Genomic DNA, 17,828 nt, shown 5'->3' on the forward strand with positions numbered 1-17,828 from the left:
CCACGGTCGGTCGGCGTGACGAACGAGAGCGGGGGCGGTCCAGTCCTGTGACCGGCGAATCCGATGTCATGTATGAGACGTTCAAGGCGCTCTTGGACGCCTTCACGCCATCAGAGGCCGTGAAGCGGCTGGAGCAGATGGGCGTCCCCTTCGAGGCCATCCAGCAGATCCGTGATCGTCACGAACAGCAGACGATACGCATCAAGGAGCTCGAAGAGCCGCACGCCGTCGTTCTGGGCAACCGCGACACCTGGTACACAGGCCCACAGCCCAAGGACAAGTGCTGGCCCGCGATCGAGGACCTACTGCTCAAGGATGGGTGGCCCAAGGACACCGCCATCCGGAACCTCGACGAATCCTCCACCCGAGTCGTCTCGCTGCTGAACCACCCGAAGGAAAGAGCGTTCTCCACCCGGGGTCTCGTGGTCGGCTACGTCCAGTCGGGCAAGACGACCAACTTCACGTCGGTCATGGCCAAGGCCGCAGACCGCGGCTACAAGCTGTTCATTGTCCTCGCGGGCATCCACAACGGCCTTCGCCGCCAGACACAGGCGCGTCTGGTTCAGCAGCTCGTGGAACCCAACCCCTCCTTGTGGTCCCAACTCACCGACCTTGAAAAGGACTTCACCCCGACGGCGAATCCGGCCTCGTACTTCGGGAAGAGCAACAAGACGCATGTTCTGTGCGTGGTGAAGAAGAACGCGACCGTACTGCGCAAGCTGGCCGTGTGGTTGGACAAGGCGGCGGACTACCTGAAGGACTGCCCGGCGCTGATCATTGATGACGAGGCGGACCAGGCCACTGTTGCGACGAAGTCCATCAATCCGCTGATCCTGAGCATGATGAAGAGCCTGCCGCGTTCCGCGTACGTGGGATACACGGCGTCGCCGTTCGCCAACCTGTTGATCGATCCGAGCGCCGAGGACCTCTATCCGCGGGACTTCGTCGTCAACCTTCCCAAGCCGGAAGGACACTTCGGTACCGAGGTGCTGTTCGGGCGTTATGCGCTCGACGGCGAGGATCCCGGCCAGGTCGACGACGGCCACGACATGATCCGATCCGTGCCCGAGGACGACGTACCGTGCGTGCGCCCCGAGACAAAGGCGGATGTCGAAGGCTTCGAGCCCGTCATCACCGACACACTCCGCAGAGCCGTCGAGTACTTCTGGCTCGTGACAGCCGCTCGCCGTGTGCGTCGTACCGGCAATCCGCACAACACGATGCTGATCCACACAAGCGTCAACACCTCCGTGCACAACAGCTTCGAGGCGCCGCTGAGACATCTGCTGAGCCGGGCCGGACGGTCGCTCGCCGACGCTTCCTTCCTCGTGCGGTTGCGTGAGCTCTGGGATCAGGAGACCGCACGTGTCGCAGCCGAGGATTTCGGTGAGACGAAGGTGCCGTTCGACGATCTGGTCGGCGAACTGCCCGGGGTTCTCCGGAGCTGCCGCATCGTCATGGACAACTCCAGTAGCGAGGCTCGTCTCGACTACGAGAACGGTCCAGTCGTGGCGATCGCCGTGGGAGGCAACACGCTCTCGCGCGGGCTCACCCTCGAAGGCCTGTCGGTCAGCTATTTCGTGCGTGCCGTCTCCGCATACGACACTCTGCTGCAGATGGGTCGTTGGTTCGGCTTCCGGAACGGCTACGCCGACCTGCCCCGCATCTGGATGACCGACGAACTGGCCGAGTGGTTCCGGCACCTGGCCACGGTCGAGACCGAGATGCGTCGCGACATCGACATCTACATAACCGAGTCCGAGACGCCCCTCACCTTCGCCGTCCGCCTGCGCACGCATCCTGCTCTGCGTGTGACCGCAGCCGCCAAAATGCGCGGAGCCGTCACGGCTGCCTCCTCCTACGGAGGCAAGCGGGTTCAGACCCACTACTTCCACACGAACGCCGACTGGCTTCGTGGAAACGCCGCCGCTGCACGTGAGTTGGTCACTGCGGCACTCTCGAACGCCGTCAGAGTCGAGAACCGCTCGTCAGAGAGCCGGTACATCTTCCGTGACGTGCCGTACGACGTCGTGACCGACTTCCTGGCCTCCTACAAGTTCCACGAGAAGTCACCCGAGAACGATGCGGACCTGATCAGCGGCTATGTCCGGAAGCGCGTCGCAGCCGGCTCGCTCCGGCGTTGGAACATCGCGATCGTCGGAAGCTCCGCGGGAGAGCCGTTCGAGTTTGCGCCCGGTATATCCGTCGGGCGCAACCTCCGTAGCCGCGTTGCCACGACCAACCCCGATCCGGACTTCGCCGACATCAAGACTCTCATGAGCCGCCGTGATGCCGCCGTGGACCTGGCGGGAGACACGGCGAGGCTCACCGAGAAGGGCATCATCGACGAACGTCGTGTCCAGTTTCCGGACACAGGCCTGCTGGTTCTGTATCCGATCGACAAGACGTCCGAGCCCGGCCCGGGGAAGAAGCTGCGTGCCCCTCTGAACGCGGAGGAAGACGTGATCGGCGTCGGACTCGTCTTTCCGGAACCGCAACAAGGGGACAGTACGGTGGAGAAGTACATCTCGGCGGACCTGTCGGGTGTGCGATTGGAGGACGAGGACCTCAGCCTCCTCGAGGGTGACGACGCATGAGCGACGACGACTTCCGTGACGTTGTCGAGGAGCACTGGGCCGCACTCGAAGCCGCGCCGACCAGTGGCGAGCGTCGTCTCCGCGTCTCACAGCTTCCGGTGGTGACTGAGCAAGGTGCCTTGGTGGCAGCGGTGGATCACGACGGATTCCGCCACGTGCTCGTGCCTGTGCACTCTCATGTGAAGATTCGTTCCGGCCTCGACGGTCCCGTCCTCCACTTGCGTAAGCGCCCCCTGGAAGACGAAGAGACGTACCAGATGTACGCCGATCTCGCCTGCTTGCGCACGGACCTGAACGACCTGTTCACAGAGTTGTGTGCGGACATATTGGATGCGACAGAGGAGCTGCCGAACAACTCTGTCAAGGCGCTCTATCGGGTCCTCGACCGCTGGAAGGCCCTGTTCCAACCGCAGGGAGCCGCGCTGGGTCCCGAACAGCTCGCGGGCCTTTTCGGGGAACTGCTGGTACTCGACCGACTCCTGCAGTCCGACTCCAGTGCGCATCGTCTCTGGCACGGCCCGGAAGGTCACCACCACGACTTCACCACCGGCAAACTCGCTGTCGAGGTCAAGACGAGCGCGAAAGGAGAAGGTCGAAGGCCGCGCGTTCACGGGCTCGACCAACTCGATGCCCCGGAGGGCGGGACTCTCTGCCTGGCCTGGTTCCGCCTGCACCGCACCATCGGCGGCAGTTCGGGGATCGGCTTCCTGGATTTGCTCGAACGGACGCTTCGATCCTGTGATGACGAAAGCACCCTCCTCGAACTTCTCGCCCAAGCCGGTTACCGATCCGTCGATGCCGAGCGGTATCGCGCTGTGCGCTTCGCCGTCGATGAGGAGCGATGGTACGAGGTCACCGCGGACTTCCCGTCGTTGACCGGCCGGGCACTCGTCGCGGCAGGCGTACCGATTTCCGTTCTCGACGTCGAGTACACCATCGACCTGTCCGGTGGGGCGCCGGTCCCCATGACGCCCGACGCGGTGTCCCGGACCATCGACCGCATGATCCAGGAGTCCGCGTGACGGAACCCCGCTGGTACTCCCAGCCCTACCCTCCGGAAGGTGCGAGCGCCGCCGAGGGCATTCGCAATCAGCTCGGCCGGCCCGAGCTGGATCTGCTCACCATCCTGGTTCGGGAGTCGGCCCAGAACAGTTGGGATGCCCGGCTCGAGCGGTCCTCGGCGCCGGTGGACTACCGCATCGACATGTGGACCGTCGGACCGGCCCACGCCGGTGCATGGCGAGAGCTCCTGCTGGCGGGGGCCCCGAACAACACCGAGCACTTTCCCCTTCGCGATACGCTCAAGCGGGGCCCGGTCCGAGTTCTGTCCGTATCCGATCGTGGCACCCGGGGGCTGGGCGGCCCGACACGAGCGGACAATGCTGTGGGCCCCGACCGTGACTTCGTCTCCTTCATACGCAACATCGGCGAACCACGCGATACGGCGCTGGGCGGCGGCACCTACGGCTTCGGCAAAGGCATTTTCTACCTGTTGTCCAGGCCCGGGACCGTCATCGTCCATTCCCGCTGCCGAACCGCTGCGGGCGGACACGAGACACGTCTCATCGGCTGCACCCTCTGGAAGAGCCACGTTGCGGCGGAATCCGACGGCGGCCGTCGCTACACCGGTAGACACTGGTGGGGCGACACGTCGGGAAAAGTGGTCGAGCCACTGGTGGACGCGGAGGCAGAGGCCGTGGCACAACGCCTCGGCCTCAAGGCGTTCGGGCCGGACGAGACCGGAACGACGGTCGTCGTCGTGGATCCGAACCTGGACGACCTCGAACCTGCGGAGGCGGCCGACTATCTGGGCGACACCATCGCCTGGCACCTGTGGCCCAAAATGATCTCCACCGAGGACAACCCACCTGCCATGCGGTTCTCCGTCGCCTACGACGGAGTCCAGCAACCCGTACCCGATCCGCGCACCCTGCGGCCTCTCAACATGTTCGTCGCGGCATACGAGGCCATGGCCGGTCCGACCGGCAGCGACCTGGAGTGTCATAAGCCCAAGAAACACCTCGGACGTCTCGGCCTCGTGAAGCGCATCATGCCCTCGCTGGAGCCCACGCGGGCCTCCCGCATGCTGGACATCGAGGACCTGATCCATCACGTCTGCCTGATGCGCCCTGCGGAATTGGTCGTCACGTATCACGCCGGACCCAGGCCGCCGAGCGCAAACCAAGGCTATGCCGGGGTGTTCAGGGCCGACGAAGCCATGGACGAGGTGTACGCCAAGGCCGAGCCACCGACTCATGACGCCTGGAACCCGCACTCCCTCGACAGACCCGAAAGCACCTACGTACAGACGACGTTCCGGCGCATCAGCGAAAGCTTGGAGCAGTTGCTCTCCCTGAGCGGCACCGCTCGCCCCGGCGCCAGCAATGTCACGCTGGGAGCGGCCAGTTCGCTTTTTTCGGGATTGGTCGGGGGAGCCTGGGGCATCGGCGGAGCCACCGCCTACTCCAAACCGGGCAGCACCCTTACGAGTGCGTCCAGGTCGTCCGATGCCGAGGACACCGCAACGCACGAGGCTGCCGGCGCTCGACGTCCCCTCGCAGGGCTCGCGGACCGGACGGACCTCGGCGGCACACACCCCACCGAGAGCTTCGGCCACGACTACCGGCCGGCCGCAGGAACATCGGACAGTGGCCTCGACGCTCCACGTCGTCGTCCCCGAGTGCAGTACGTCGGCGACCCCTATTACGACGACAGCGGAGACACCTCCGTGCTGGTCCAGGAGTTCCGACTGCCTGTGCCCGGGCCTCAGCGCGTTCGCATCGACCTTGCGGTCACGCTGCCCGGCACCGGCGGGCGAGAGACCGATCCTCCGATCGGGGCGAGCATGCCCGTACTGATCGGTTGGAAGGACGCCACCGGACGGCTGCACACCTCAGATCCACAGGTGGTCGAAGGCGGCGAGTCCGTCTGGCGTGCCGTGGTACGGCCTGCCCCGGACACCATGACCGAGATCGGCATCAAGGTCGAGGCGGTGAGGGCTTCGTGACGCGACGCGTTCTTCCCTACCGCGCCCCGACCGAGGACGTCGTGGCACCGGGCCCCTGGCGCCTGGTGGTCGAGGACGGCGAGGTGGCCCTGCCCGAGGCCCTGCCCGACTGGGACTACCAAATGGACGTGCACGTACGTAGATCTCTCCGTGTCGATCTGGACCGGGTCCGGCAACAAACGGGATTGCCGGCGCACGCCGCACTCATGCTCTCGGTGGTCTGGACTGCCACCGGCTCCAACCTCAGCGGCCCCGCCAAACATGTGCGCCTGTCCGAGGCCGGTACGAGGGCAGTCGAAGTCGATGTCCGGTTGCGTGGTGCCGACCTCGGCGGCCTGTTGCTCCTGGACACCGCACTCGTGCTCGCCGAGCGCATCAGCGACGCCCGGCCTTCCTCCCCAAGGCGAGCGGGATCCGTGCTGTGGAGCGATCGTGAGGCCCTTCGTCTGCAGGGCGACGCTCCACAGTTCCCCATGGCCGTGATCGACTTCGCCCGAACGTCGTTCCCGGAGGATGCCGCCTGGCATCTGCAAATCAGTGGAGGCCTGGAGACCGCCACCATGGGTGCCCTCCTGCTCCTCGTCAACGAGCAGAACACGGTGACCGCCACGGCATTTCAGAACGCGGGCAAGCCTCGCCCCGTGGATCGGATCGTTCTGTCGGCGGTGTACGCGGATGCCGCCCGGGTCATGGTCGAGCACGCGCTGGCACATGAAGAATTCGTCGAGGACGCGGACTTCCCCGACGGTTCGCTGGGCGCCACCCTGCTGAGTTTGTTCGACCAGCTCTTCCCAGGACAATCGATCACCGACATACGCCTCCGCCACCGGCAGTCACCGGCCCTGTTCTCGTCGGATCTGCAGGCCGCCGTCAAGATCTTCGAGGTGTCATGATGAGTTTTCTCTACCCTCGACTTCTCGGCGAACAGGCGCGACCCCTCTTCGAGGAGTACCGGCACCTCACGCCGGCCGAACTGTCCCGACGCGTCGCCCTCACGCACGACTCTGCGGTGTACGTGGCCACGGGCGGAGACCGAGTCCCTTCCGGTCAGCTCCGTGAACTGCGCGAAGGCGTGCTGGAGCTTGCGAAGCGTGCCGGTTTCCCCGACGAGTCCGACCGCGCGCGCAATGCCGAGTTCGACCTTCGACTGGCCGCGCTGCTGCACGCAGAGATGGGCATGGTGCCCGCCGAAGCCGCTTCCCGGGACGTCTGGGCCTTCCTGGCTCTCGTCGTTCTTCCTGATGTCGCCTTCTGGCGCTACCCGCAACCCCCCAAGGACCGAGTCCTCGGCACCGACCTCACCCGGCACGTGTTCGGTCGTCTCTGGTGGCGGGCACAGCTCGTACGAGCGCCCGAGGAGACGGAGCCGTACCGCGCCCTCGAGATCCTCGGTGAGGCTGCGTTCGACCAGATTTACGCGCGCCGCGCCGCACTGGGCGGAAGTCCTCACTTGGTGAGGGCGATCCTGCGCGTCTGGAAAAAACTCGACCTGACCGGTCTGAACGAGCGCGAAACCCTCCGCGACTTCCTCAAACGACTGCTCCGCCTCGCGCCGTTCGTGCTGTTCGACGGAATCGAGGGACACGCTCTCGACGGCGAGTTGCGTGCCGTCGCCCAGGAGTCGGTGTACGCCCAGCGCTCCGCATCCGCCTCGGATGCAATCCGAGTCGGTCCAGAGCCGGCGGCTTCCGCAGACTCAGTCGAGCCCACTCCCATACCTGTCTCCCGGAACGAGGGATCGCCGCTCTCCCGGAGAAAAACTCCGACTTCCCCCGAAATTCGACGATTCAGGTCCATGGAGATCTGTGCGGGAGCGGGAGGACAGGCCCTCGGCCTCGAACGCGCCGGATTCGACCCGGTACTGCTCATCGACAGCAAGGCGGACGCCTGTTTCTCGATCGACCTCAACCGACCGGCTTGGGACGTCGTGTGCATGGACGTAGCCCAATTCAGCCCGCACATGCGCCCCGACGCCACTGACCTCGATCTCATCAGTGGTGGACTGCCACGCGTAAAGTCGTCGGCGACGGTCGGGCGGGCGGAAGACACGGAAGAACGCCGGGTCCTGCGCGCCGCCATCAGCCTGGCATGCGTCATGGCACCGAAGGCCGTTCTCTTGGAAAACGTCCCGGATCTCGTCGACGGCCCGGAGTTTTCCGCCGATCGAGCATGGATCGACCACGAGCTGTACCAGACCGGCTACCGCACCAGTTGGAAGATCCTCAACGCCGCGGACTTCGGTGTCCCTCAAAACCGGAAGAGCGGTTTTCTGGTCGCTCTACGAGAGCCGTATTTCGGGCGGTTCTCGTGGCCTCTACCGAATGACGAACCACCGCCCTCAGTGGGAGAGGCCCTCGGCACTTCCATGTCTGCTGGGGGTTGGCCCGGTGCCGCACGTTGGATCAAGAACGCCGACCGGGTCGCCCCTGCCCTCGTCGGTGGCTCCGACCGCAGAGGTGGAGCCGACCTCGGCCCGACGGGCAGCAAGAAGGCGTGGGCCGCGCTCGGAGTCAACGGCAACAGCATCGGGGACGAGCCGCCGGGGGTCGACTTCCCCGTGAATGAATCCCCCAAGCTGACCGTCGAACAGGCGGCGACGATCCAGGCCTTCCCCGATCATTGGAAGCTCTTCGGCGGCAAGACCTCCAGGTATCGTCAAGTGGGCCACGCGATGCCGCCTCCGCTGGCAACCGCCGTCGGCCAGGCCCTCGCAACCGCACTCCGAAGCTAAGATCCCCCTATGCTCACGCCCCATTCCGTCACCCCCGAACCCATCACCGTCGTCGATCTCTTCAGCGGCTGCGGGGGTTTCACCCAGGGGTTCCACGAGTACCGCCCCGCCGGGAAGCAGGGTGCAGGGCCCCTCTTCCACAGCATCGCAGCCGTCGAACACAACCGTGCCGCGGCGGCCACGTACGCGGTGAACTTCGGGGAGCTTCGCAAGGACAGGAGGGTGCCGGCGGCTCGTGTGCATGTCGGAGACATCGAGGCCTGGGAGCCGACTCCGGATGCGCTCCACGCGGACGTCGTCGTCGGCGGGCCTCCATGCCAGGGCTTCTCGGCCCTGAACCGCGCAAAAAAGGGCACCGAACGCAACCGCTTGTGGGAAGAGTACGTTCGCATCGTGGCGGAAATCCGCCCAAAGGTCTTCGTCATCGAAAATGTGGACCGCTTCCTCAAATCGGACGAATTTCGGAACCTCCTCAACGAGGTGAAGGAGGGCGGCAAGCTCGCCGAGTACCGACTTGTCGATCCCCCCGGGCATGAGCCGACCGACTCGGAGGAGGAGAAGAACAAGCGCTATCTCCTCAACGCTGCCGACTATGGGGCCGCACAGGCACGCCGCAGAGCCATCGTCATCGGGGTTCGGCGCGATGTCGAAAACGGCCGCACGATGATGTATCCAGCAAAGTCGCACTTCCGTCGGCCGAAAAATGGATCCGCTCCAGCAAGTCGGCCGATCGACGGTGTCGACGCCGGGATTTCATACTGGGAGACCGTGGATGACATCTTCCGCGAGTCCTCCAAGCGCACCCTGGGAGACCTTCCAGGCATAAAGAAATTCGTGCCCGAGTTGAACACCGAGCTTCCCGGTATCTTCAGCACCGAAAATCTTCACTTCGGCCGGAATCCGGAGCCCCTCTCCCTTGCCCGATATGGCGCCATCCCTGCCGGCGGAAACCGCAAGCACCTCAGTAACCGGTGGTACACCCAGGATGAATTTGGCGAATTCAAGTATTTCAATACAAAGAATCCGCCCGGCGTGAGGACTGCTGTCGAATACCTCTCGACCGACAGTTGGGACAAGCACAACTCCGGAACCGGCGACGTCATGGGCAGGCTCCGCCTCGGCGAACCATCGGTTACCATCCGCACGGAATTCTTCAAGCCCGAGAAGGGTCGCTACCTTCACCCGTCAGAGGATCGCCCCATCACACACTTCGAGGCGGCTCGCATCCAAGGCTTCCCCGTGGACTTTCGATGGTGTGGCACGAAGACAGAGATCGCCACCCAGATCGGAAATGCCGTACCGATTTCCCTGGGAAAGGCCATTGCGGCGGCAATTCACGCCTATTTGCGGGACTGATCCGATTCGAACATTTCGCCGGATTTACTCGAGTCAGGAACCGGCTGGGGTTCATCGGAGCCGGAAGGGAATGCCCTCCAGCTCCGGATTCCGGGTGGCTGCCGGCTATGCTCGTGGTACCCGCTTCAGGTCTTCGTATCGCTCCAGAAACTCTCCATGGCTCTTTTTGACCATGCCGAGAAGGTCCGAATACTGGCGGACATAGACTTGGGTCGCACGGAGCATCTCCATTTCTTCAGCCACCATCGGGTCATCGCTGATCGACCCACAGAAGAGATAGCCAATGACATGGCTCGGTCGATACGCATCATCAGTGGATCGCCGCACGAGCCCACGGAGGTAAACGATGTACTCCCGGATCTGTTCCAACTCTTTGCGTCTCGCGACAGAATGAGGTCGCTTTATTTCGACGACCACCAGCGTGTCTCCCTCTGCGACACAGAGGAAATCGATCCTCCTGTCCGTCTCCGGCGCCTCGGCCTCCGGAAAATGCTCGCGCAGTAGCTGGCTGTATCGAATCTCGTCCGCGACCAGATGCCACCTCGGATCAAGAGCCCAGGGAAACTCCTTGAAGAAGTTATGGAGGTCTGGCACTTCGAGAGCATTGTTCGCAATCATCTTTTCTAGTTTCTCGATCGTGGCAATCCGCCCTCTCGTAACTTTTGCCATCTCCTTTGCTTCCACGATCTCCCATTCCCGAAACAGCGCGATCAGCTGCGCCGGGTCCTTCAACTCGGCCTCACCGACTTCCTCGGCTATCTCCCAGAAGGCATCGAACTCCAAAAAATCAATACACGATTTCAGGATATTTTGCGCCTCTTCGTCCCGTCCGACCAAATTATTTCCGACTGCCGCTTGGATGAGCCTGTCGACGACACGACGCGCCCTCTTGTGCTCGGATCCTTCGGTTGCTTTAACAAATTCTTGATAGATCGGGGCGTCCTCGAGCTGACGAAGGTTGTCGTAGCGTCGCTTCTGTGACCAGTCGCGGGACACCCTATTGACCTGCCGTTTGCCCCACTCCAACAGAGCAGCGTTACTTCCGGCTTCCCATACGAGGGAGTTACGTGCCGTTCCGACCGTATCCTCTTCTTCGTCAACAAAATCGGCAACAAGTTCGCCAATGAGATAGGCCAGAGCATATTGCTGGCCAGTGTTGGCTTCGAACCAAGAGGGCTCCTGCACGAGCTTTCCGCGCGCCATGATCGAAATTCCGCGCTGTTTGTCGCAACTGGGCCGTTCCTGCAGGGCTTTGACCGCAAACCTCTCGCTTGTGAACCCCACCTGGTGAACGGGCTGTTCCGTGCTTCAACGAACCGCCTCAATGGACGATCACCCGCCCGCCACTTTGGTAGCGCAGCGAGCAATGGCTATGTCGCCCTGATGCAGGGCCATCCCTGCCAGATCAAGGGGCGCCGATGACCGTGTCTGATGCACTTCGCCTCGGCCACGCACAGCGACACCGTGGCCTTTCTGTCGGTGGATCCCCTATTCGTCCTGCGGGACGGCGCTCCCATACTGTCTCAAAGGTGTCCGATCACTCCTTACGTCTTCACCAGGACACCGCGCGGGCCAAGGCCAGGGCGGTCCACGACACCATTGCCGTGCCAGAGCCCGCTGTCGTGGACGAGCGTGGCCAGGAGCCCGGCGAGCTCCGCCGCGTCGGGCGGAGTTGGCCAATGTGCTCGCCAGGATGGAGTCAGGTTGTGTGTTTTGCCGCGGCCGCGCGGACCCTCTTCGTTCGGGCGTGGTCGGCCAGGAAGGCGAGTACGGGTGCGGGGGTGTCCGGGGTCTCGGCGAGTTTGCGTTGCAGCCAGTCCGAGGCGGCGGTTAGGGCGGCCGCATCGGCGGGAGTCGCCGGGGTGCCTGGGCGGGGCGGGGTGGTGAGGGTGTGGAGCAAGGTCCATTCCTTGAGGCGGGTGGTCAGGAAGGGGTCCTCCTGCACGGCCTCTTCCATCGCTTCCGCCCAGGTCCGCCAGGCTTCTTCGTCTGCGGCGCGGTGCAGTGCCGGCGCCCTTCGGTCCAGGTGCCTGATCACCGCCGAGCGGGCCATTTGGCGGTCCTCGTCGGCGAGGACGCGGCGGATCAGCGCCGTCTCCTCGGCCGGTGGGGCCGACGCCAGGGCGCGCAAGTGCTCCGTGAATCGCCGGTGTTCCGGGGGTTCGGCATCGGCACCGGCTCCGGCACCGGTGTCGCGCAGGAAGGCCTTCACCGCTTCGTGCAGGGCCTGCGGGCGGTCCAGGTGGACGTCGTGGGCCGCGTCCGCGACGACCGTGAACCGGGTGCCGGCCGCGCGGTGGACCCGGGCCGCCATCTCCGTCGCCTCCTCCGCCGGCATCGTCCCGCGCTCGCCCCGGATCACCAGGGTGGGGCAGGTCACCCGGGACCACTGCTCCCAGTAGTCCTCCGTGGCGAGTTCGGCCACCGCCGCGACCATCGTGTCGCGGTCCACCCGGGCGTGGCCGCTGCCGTCCTCCCGCCAGTCCAGGCCTCGCGCCCATGCCTCGTGGCCGAGGAAGGCGGCGGCCTCGTCGAAGCTGGTGAACGGGGTGGGCCGGCTGTCCAGCCACGTCCCTGTCTGCCCGGGGAGTTGCGGGCTGCGGCCCGCCGGCCCCGCCTCCACCAGGATCAGGGCGGTGACGCGGGAGGGGTGGGCGGCCGCCGTCAGCAGGGCCGTCAGGCCGCCCAGGGACTGGCCCAGGAGGATCGCCGGGGGCAGGGAGAGCGCGTCCATCAGCGCGACGGCGTCCCGGACGGCCGCCGCTCTGGTCATGTCCGGCGGGGTGCGGGCGCTCCCGCCGTGGCCTCGGGCGTCGTACCGCACCACGCGGTGGCCGTCGGCGAGGAGACGAGGGGTCAGGTCGTCCCACTCGCCGAGGTGGCCCGCGAGGCCGTGCAGAAGCAGGACGGGGGGCGCCGCCGAGGGGTGGGGCGGGTTCTCGTCGCGGTAGGCGAGGGTGGTGCCGTCTGAGGTGGTGAGTGTGGGCAACTCGGGTCGTCCGTCCTGGTGTCGGGTGGGCCGTCGTGCCGCCCAGGCTCTCCTCTTCCCCGGGGCCGCCGCCCGCAAATCGGGCGCGTTAGCCTCGTAGCGGCTGACGAGATCCAGGAGGAGGCAGACATGGCGAAGGTTCCCAGTGCGGTGATCGCCGCGGGCGGGCTGGTCGGCGGGTACGGCGTGGCCCGGTGGACGAGGCAGCGGCCGCTGGGCGGGGTCGTCCTCGCCGTCGCGGGGGCCGCGGCCGCGCAGCAGTGGCGACGGCAGGCCGGCGGGAAAGCCGCGGGGGCGCTGAGCGCCGCATACGTCGCCGCGTTCGCGGGGTCGCATCCGCTGGCCAAGAAGGTGGGCGCCTGGCCGTCGGTCTTCGGTGTGGCGGGGGCCGTCGCGCTGGCCTCATGGGCGGTCGCCGACCGGCGTTCCTGAGGCGCCGCGCCGGCCCCCGCCGACCGGGGTCCACAGCGGCTGTCCACAGGCGGCGGGCGGACAGGAGGACCGGCAGGCGGACGGGCAGCCGGCTCGGGCAGGCCCGCGGGTGGCGGCCGTTCGCCTCACGAGGAGTGCGGCGGGTACGGGGGCGCGGGGTAGGGCGAGGGGGGCGTCCCGGTCGGTGCGGGCTCGGCGTACGGCGGGGGCTGTGTGCCGTAGCCGGGCACGGGCAGGGGCGACCGGCCCGATACCGAGGGCGTCGGGGCCCACGCCGGCTCCGGGCCCCATTGCGGCCCAGGCACATGCCCATGCCCATGCGCAGGCCCGTGTCCATGCCCGGCCCCAGGCACCGGCACCGGCTCCCACTCGGGTTCCGGCCCCGGCTCCGGTTCCAGCCCCGGCTCCGGCTCCCTGCCCAGGGCGGACCTGAACGTCACGCCGTGCCGGCGGTCCAGTCGTCGTATCTCCCATACCGACAGGGCCGTCACCGACAGGGGGCCGCCCAGCAGGAACGGGTAGAGGACGAGCGGCGGGGCGGCCACGTCGGGGCCGTCGAGGCAGCTCAGGACGAACAGGGACCACACCAGTACCGGGGAGACCAGCGCGGGCAGCGACTCGTGGACGTCTCCGAGGCGGAAGCAGGAGTTGAACGAGTACCAGACGGAGCTGAGAACCGAGAAGGCCCCCATGAGCACCAGGACGGCCAGCATGGGGAGGACCAGGAGGACGAACGGGATGCCCACGACCAGCGTGGCGAGGATGCCGGCGGAGTGGATGTCGCTCCACGGGATGATCTCCCCCTGCAGCAGTCCTGCCAGCAGGGTGCCGCCGCCGCCCGCCATGGTCGAGCCGAACAGCAGGGCGAGCAGGGTCTCCCCCGGCGCCTTGAGGCGTCGGAGGTAGACACGGCGCAGGTGGGGGCGGGCGGCGGCGATGAACACCGTCACGGCGATCAGGCCGGCCACGCAGAGGACCACGAAGCCGACCACCAGGTCCACCAGCTTGCCCAGGGCGAACTCCGCGCGTCCCTCGGCGAGCGGGTAGGACGCCAGCATCCATCCCGTAGCCGCCAGTCCGACGACCGTACGGCCGGACTGGAGCCGGTCGATGACGCGGTCCTGGATCTGGTCCGGGCGCGGGTCGGCGGCCCTGGCGCCGATCTCTGCGAACTCGCGAAGAGTGCGGAACATACGGTTCGGATCCCTGCCCTGCCGTCGTTGTTGACGATGACGTCGCGTCGTCACCTCGTCACGTCCGGCCGATCACCTTATACGACCTTCATCTCGCGGACTTCGGCGCCGACCGGCGTGCTCCCGTCGCCCGGGAGGCCGGCGCCCGTCTTCGAGCGGAACGCACGCCGATAGCCCTGCGGGCTCGTGCCGACGACCTTGCGGAAGCACTCCCTGAAGGCCGTCGGGGAGCCGAAACCCGCCTGGGCGGCGATCCGTTCCACCGGATGTGCCGTCGCCTCCAGCAGGTACTGCGCGCGTCGCACCCGCGCCCGGTGCAGCCAGCGCAGCGGCGTCGTGCCGGTCTGCTCGCGGAAGCGGCGGTTGAGGGTGCGGGTGCTCATGCCGGCGCGTTCGGCGATCCGGTCCAGCGTCAGGTCGCTGCCGCAGTTGTCCTCCAGCCAGACCAGCAGGGGTTCGAGGGTGGCGCCGGCCGGGGCGGGCGACAGGTCGTGGACGATGAACTGGGCCTGACCGCCCTCCCGTTCGAGCGGCATCACCGACATCCGGGCCGCCTGCGCGGCGATCGCCGAGCCGTAGTCCTTGCGGATCATGTGCAGGCACATGTCCAGGGCCGCCGCCGCGCCCGCCGAGGTGAGGAACTGGCCGTGGTCGACGTAGAGGACGTTCGGGTCCACCTCCACCTTCGGATAGCGCTCGGCCAGCTCCCGTGCCGCGAACCAGTGCGTGGTGGCGCGCAGTCCGTCCAGCAGGCCCGTGGCGGCGAACAGGAACGCGCCGACGCACACGGAGGCGATGCGGGTGCCGTTCGCCGCCGCGTCGCGCAACGCCTCGGCGACTCCGGGCGGCAGCTCCCGCGGCGGGTTACCGACGCCCGGCAGGATGATCGTGTCCGCATCGGCCAGGGCCTCCAGCCCGTACGGCGCGCGCACGGTGAACGCCCCCGCGCTCACCTCCCCGGAGGCGGACGGCGAGCAGACCCGCACCCGGTACGCCTGACGGCCGTCGGGCAGCCGCGCCCAGCCGAAGGCGTCGATCGGGGCGGACAGATCGAACGGGACGACCCCGTCCAGTACCAGTACGGCGACGGTGTGCATGGCGAGAGCCTAGGCATACGACGGGTTTCCGCCAACCCGAGTGAGGCGGCCGGCGGGCTGGTCAGAGCCCGGGGGACGGTGGCTGCTGGGCCACGGTGACAGGTTCGGCGGCCTGGCGGAAATCCGTTGGCCTGTGGCATTCGCGCCGCTTCCGCAAGATCCACGGGCCTTCTAGCGTCGGGCCGTGACCAAGTTCCTCCTCGCCGTCCACGTCCTCGCCGCGATCGTCGCCGTCGGGCCCGTGACCGTCGCCGCCAGCATGTTCCCGCCCGCCGCGCGCCGGGCCCTGGCCGCGCCCGACGACGCGCGCGCGGCCGAGACCGTGCGGCTGCTGCACCGCATCTGCCAGGTGTACGCGGTCGTCGGCATCGCCGTCCCAGTCTTCGGGTTCGCCACCGCGGGGGCGATGGGAGTCATGGGCGACCCCTGGCTGATCGCGTCGATCGTGCTGACCGTGATGGCCGCGGGCGTCCTTCTGGTCCTCGTGCTACCGCGGCAGGAGGTGCTCGTCGAGGGACGGGGCGCGCCCGAGACGACCGTCCGACTCGCCATGTTCACCGGGGTGTTCAACCTGCTGTGGGCGACCGTGACGATCCTGATGATCGTCAGGCCGGGGTCGACGACCGGCGCGTAGGCGACCCGGGCGTAAGCGACTCGGGCGGAAGCCATCCGGGCATGGGGCGCCCGAGCCCGGGCCGCGGAGCAGGCGGTCGGGTTTTCGTTATCGGCCGCGCCGGCGCCCGTCTCCCGTGCATGCACCTGAACCGACCTCGACAGATCAGCGTCAGCCGCCGGAGCGTGCTGAAGGCCGCGGGGGTGGCCGCCGGGGCCACCGCCGTCGGCGTCACCGCTGCCCCGTCGGCGACCGCGGCCGGCTTCGCCCACCCCGGCCTGCTGCACACGGGCGCCGATCTGGCCCGCATGGCCGCCAAGGTGAAGGCCGGCGCCGCGCCTCACACGGCCGGGTACGCCAGACTCACCGCCAACCGGCACGCGCAGAGCGGCTGGACGGCCAACCCGCAGGCGACCGTGTACCGGGGCTCGGGATCGCCCCAGAACTACTCGGTCCTCTACAACGACATCCACGCCGCCTACCAGAACGGTCTGCGTTTCCACGTCAGCGGGGAGAGCGCGTACGCCGACACCGCCGTCGCGATCCTCAACGCCTGGTCCGCGAAGCTCACTTCGCTCGCAGGCTCCGCCGACCGGTTCCTCGCGGCCGGGCTGTACGGCTACCAGGCCGCCAACGCCGCCGAACTCGTCCGTGACCACCCCGGTTTCGAGCTCGAACGCTTCCGGGCGATGCTGACGACCGTCTTCCTCCCGCTCAGCGAGGGCTTCCTCACGCACCACAACAACGCCGTCGTCACCAACTACTGGCCCAACTGGGACCTCGCCGCCATGGCCTGCGTCCTCGCCACCGGCGTCTTCTGCGACGACGGCGCGAAGGTGGAGCAGGCCGTCGAGTACTTCAAACACGGCGCCGGGCTCGGCGCGGTCAGGAACGCCATCCCCGTCGTGCACGACGACGGCCTCGCCGAGTGGCTGGAGGCCGGCCGCGACCAGGGGCACGCGCTGCTCGGCGTCGGCCTGATGGGCACCTTCTGCGAAATGGCCTGGAACCAGGGCATCGACCTGTACGGCTACGACGACAGCCGTTTCCTCAAGGGCGCCCAGTACGTGGCCAAGTGGAGCCTCGGCGGCGAGGTGTCCTACACCGCCAACACCCGCAGGAAGGGGGCGATCGGGGGCTGGTCGGGGACGGAGACCGCCTCGGGCGCGGCGGGCGTCGACCCGGCGATGACCCGGCCGATCTGGGCGATGATCTCCAACCACTACACCAAGCGGCGGGGGCTGTCCGCGCCCTACCTCACCCGCGCCGCCGCGAAGGCCTCGCCCGAGGGCGGCGGCGGTGACTACGGACCCAACAGCGGCGGCTACGACCAACTCGGCTTCGGGACGCTGGCGTTCACGCGGGACAAGGTCTCGGCGGGCGGTGCTTCTGCGGTGCCCTCGGCTGCTGCTGAGGGTTCGTCGTCGGGGGCGGCGGGTTCGTCGTCGGGGGCGTCCGGAGCCGCGGGCGGGGCCGATCCGCGCTCCGCCGGGGCGGGCGGTGCGGCCGCCGGTGGGGGCTCGTCCGCCGGGGCGTCGTCCGCGGGGGCGGCGGCGGCCTCCGGTGGGAATCGTGATCTCGCGGCCACCGGATCCGGTGAACTCGCCGCCTGGACCGCCGCGACCGGGGTCACCGCCCTGGCCGGCGGCCTGCTTCTGCTGCGGCGCCGGGGGCGGGGGAGGCCGGAGGCGGAGTGACGCGCGGCTCGCCGACGGGGGTGGGCAGATCGGCCGACCGCCGAGGCGGTGCCGCTGCTCCGCCCACCGCACAGGGCGCCCCTCGCCGACGCCGGCCGGGGCGGGCGGGAGCAGCC

13 protein-coding genes are annotated in these 17,828 nt (G+C 67.4%); 9 read left to right on the top strand and 4 right to left on the bottom strand.

Annotation, left to right across the window (positions count from 1 at the left end):
- The first annotated feature begins 47 nt into the window (after positions 1 to 47).
- The 6 genes from ACZ7DE_RS35540 to ACZ7DE_RS35565 are packed head-to-tail and all read left to right on the top strand — an operon-like array spanning position 48 to position 9,691.
- On the top strand, positions 48 to 2,597 hold the full coding sequence (locus ACZ7DE_RS35540) for a Z1 domain-containing protein (protein WP_470768531.1): 2,550 nt from the start codon (positions 48 to 50) through the stop codon (positions 2,595 to 2,597).
- Entirely contained in the window at positions 2,594 to 3,619 is a 1,026-nt protein-coding gene (locus ACZ7DE_RS35545) for a PD-(D/E)XK motif protein (RefSeq protein ID WP_470768532.1), read from the top strand. Before ACZ7DE_RS35540 ends, ACZ7DE_RS35545 begins: the two co-directional genes overlap by 4 nt.
- The gene (locus tag ACZ7DE_RS35550; protein ID WP_470768533.1) at positions 3,616 to 5,604 is read left to right on the top strand and encodes a hypothetical protein; all 1,989 of its coding nucleotides are present in this window, start codon (positions 3,616 to 3,618) and stop codon (positions 5,602 to 5,604) included. The genes ACZ7DE_RS35545 and ACZ7DE_RS35550 overlap by 4 nt, the downstream gene beginning before the upstream one ends.
- The gene (locus ACZ7DE_RS35555; protein WP_470768534.1) at positions 5,601 to 6,497 is read left to right on the top strand and encodes a hypothetical protein; all 897 of its coding nucleotides are present in this window, start codon (positions 5,601 to 5,603) and stop codon (positions 6,495 to 6,497) included. Before ACZ7DE_RS35550 ends, ACZ7DE_RS35555 begins: the two co-directional genes overlap by 4 nt.
- The gene (locus ACZ7DE_RS35560; protein WP_470768535.1) at positions 6,497 to 8,335 is read left to right on the top strand and encodes a DUF6339 family protein; all 1,839 of its coding nucleotides are present in this window, start codon (positions 6,497 to 6,499) and stop codon (positions 8,333 to 8,335) included. The genes ACZ7DE_RS35555 and ACZ7DE_RS35560 overlap by 1 nt, the downstream gene beginning before the upstream one ends.
- 9 nt (positions 8,336 to 8,344) lie before the next feature.
- Positions 8,345 to 9,691, top strand: a complete 1,347-nt coding sequence (locus ACZ7DE_RS35565; RefSeq protein WP_470768536.1) for a DNA cytosine methyltransferase — start codon at positions 8,345 to 8,347, stop codon at positions 9,689 to 9,691.
- Between the two features lie 105 nt (positions 9,692 to 9,796).
- On the opposite strand, the gene ACZ7DE_RS35570 is transcribed toward ACZ7DE_RS35565, so the two are convergent.
- Together ACZ7DE_RS35570 and ACZ7DE_RS35575 are read right to left on the bottom strand one after the other, a co-directional pair.
- Positions 9,797 to 10,975, bottom strand: a complete 1,179-nt coding sequence (locus ACZ7DE_RS35570) for a hypothetical protein (protein WP_470768537.1) — start codon at positions 10,973 to 10,975, stop codon at positions 9,797 to 9,799.
- 415 nt (positions 10,976 to 11,390) lie between these two features.
- Positions 11,391 to 12,680: an alpha/beta fold hydrolase gene (locus ACZ7DE_RS35575; RefSeq protein ID WP_470768538.1), complete on the bottom strand. Its 1,290-nt coding sequence runs from the start codon at positions 12,678 to 12,680 to the stop codon at positions 11,391 to 11,393.
- Between the two features lie 129 nt (positions 12,681 to 12,809).
- On the opposite strand from ACZ7DE_RS35575, the gene ACZ7DE_RS35580 reads away from it, so the two are divergent.
- Positions 12,810 to 13,112 (top strand): hypothetical protein, encoded by a 303-nt coding sequence (locus ACZ7DE_RS35580; RefSeq protein WP_470768539.1) that lies wholly within the window; start codon positions 12,810 to 12,812, stop codon positions 13,110 to 13,112.
- 125 nt (positions 13,113 to 13,237) lie between these two features.
- Here the strand turns inward: ACZ7DE_RS35580 and ACZ7DE_RS35585 are convergent, their stop codons facing one another.
- Positions 13,238 to 14,305 carry a hypothetical protein gene (locus ACZ7DE_RS35585; protein ID WP_470768540.1) on the bottom strand — a complete coding sequence of 356 codons (1,068 nt, stop codon included), beginning with the start codon at positions 14,303 to 14,305 and terminating at the stop codon, positions 13,238 to 13,240.
- Between the two features lie 77 nt (positions 14,306 to 14,382).
- On the bottom strand, positions 14,383 to 15,402 hold the full coding sequence (locus ACZ7DE_RS35590; RefSeq protein WP_470768541.1) for a GlxA family transcriptional regulator: 1,020 nt from the start codon (positions 15,400 to 15,402) through the stop codon (positions 14,383 to 14,385).
- A 184-nt stretch (positions 15,403 to 15,586) separates the two neighbouring features.
- On the opposite strand from ACZ7DE_RS35590, the gene ACZ7DE_RS35595 reads away from it, so the two are divergent.
- Positions 15,587 to 16,036, top strand: coding sequence for a hypothetical protein (locus ACZ7DE_RS35595; RefSeq protein WP_470768542.1), 450 nt, complete (start codon positions 15,587 to 15,589; stop codon positions 16,034 to 16,036).
- Between the two features lie 119 nt (positions 16,037 to 16,155).
- A complete protein-coding gene (locus tag ACZ7DE_RS35600) occupies positions 16,156 to 17,712 on the top strand; it encodes an alginate lyase family protein (RefSeq protein WP_470768543.1) in 1,557 nt (518 codons plus the stop codon).
- The last annotated feature ends 116 nt before the right edge of the window (positions 17,713 to 17,828 follow it).

Source organism: Streptomyces sp. NPDC037083 (genome assembly GCF_055606485.1).

Bases quoted from the DNA above. Each gene is read 5' to 3' on its own strand.
- ACZ7DE_RS35600 (WP_470768543.1), top strand. From the start codon at position 16,156: ATGCACCTGAACCGACCTCGACAGATCAGCGTCAGCCGCCGGAGCGTG.
- ACZ7DE_RS35565 (WP_470768536.1), top strand. From the start codon at position 8,345: ATGCTCACGCCCCATTCCGTCACCCCCGAACCCATCACCGTCGTCGAT.
- ACZ7DE_RS35590 (WP_470768541.1), bottom strand. From the start codon at position 15,402: ATGCACACCGTCGCCGTACTGGTACTGGACGGGGTCGTCCCGTTCGAT.
- ACZ7DE_RS35545 (WP_470768532.1), top strand. From the start codon at position 2,594: ATGAGCGACGACGACTTCCGTGACGTTGTCGAGGAGCACTGGGCCGCA.
- ACZ7DE_RS35585 (WP_470768540.1), bottom strand. From the start codon at position 14,305: ATGTTCCGCACTCTTCGCGAGTTCGCAGAGATCGGCGCCAGGGCCGCC.
- ACZ7DE_RS35580 (WP_470768539.1), top strand. From the start codon at position 12,810: ATGGCGAAGGTTCCCAGTGCGGTGATCGCCGCGGGCGGGCTGGTCGGC.
- ACZ7DE_RS35560 (WP_470768535.1), top strand. From the start codon at position 6,497: ATGAGTTTTCTCTACCCTCGACTTCTCGGCGAACAGGCGCGACCCCTC.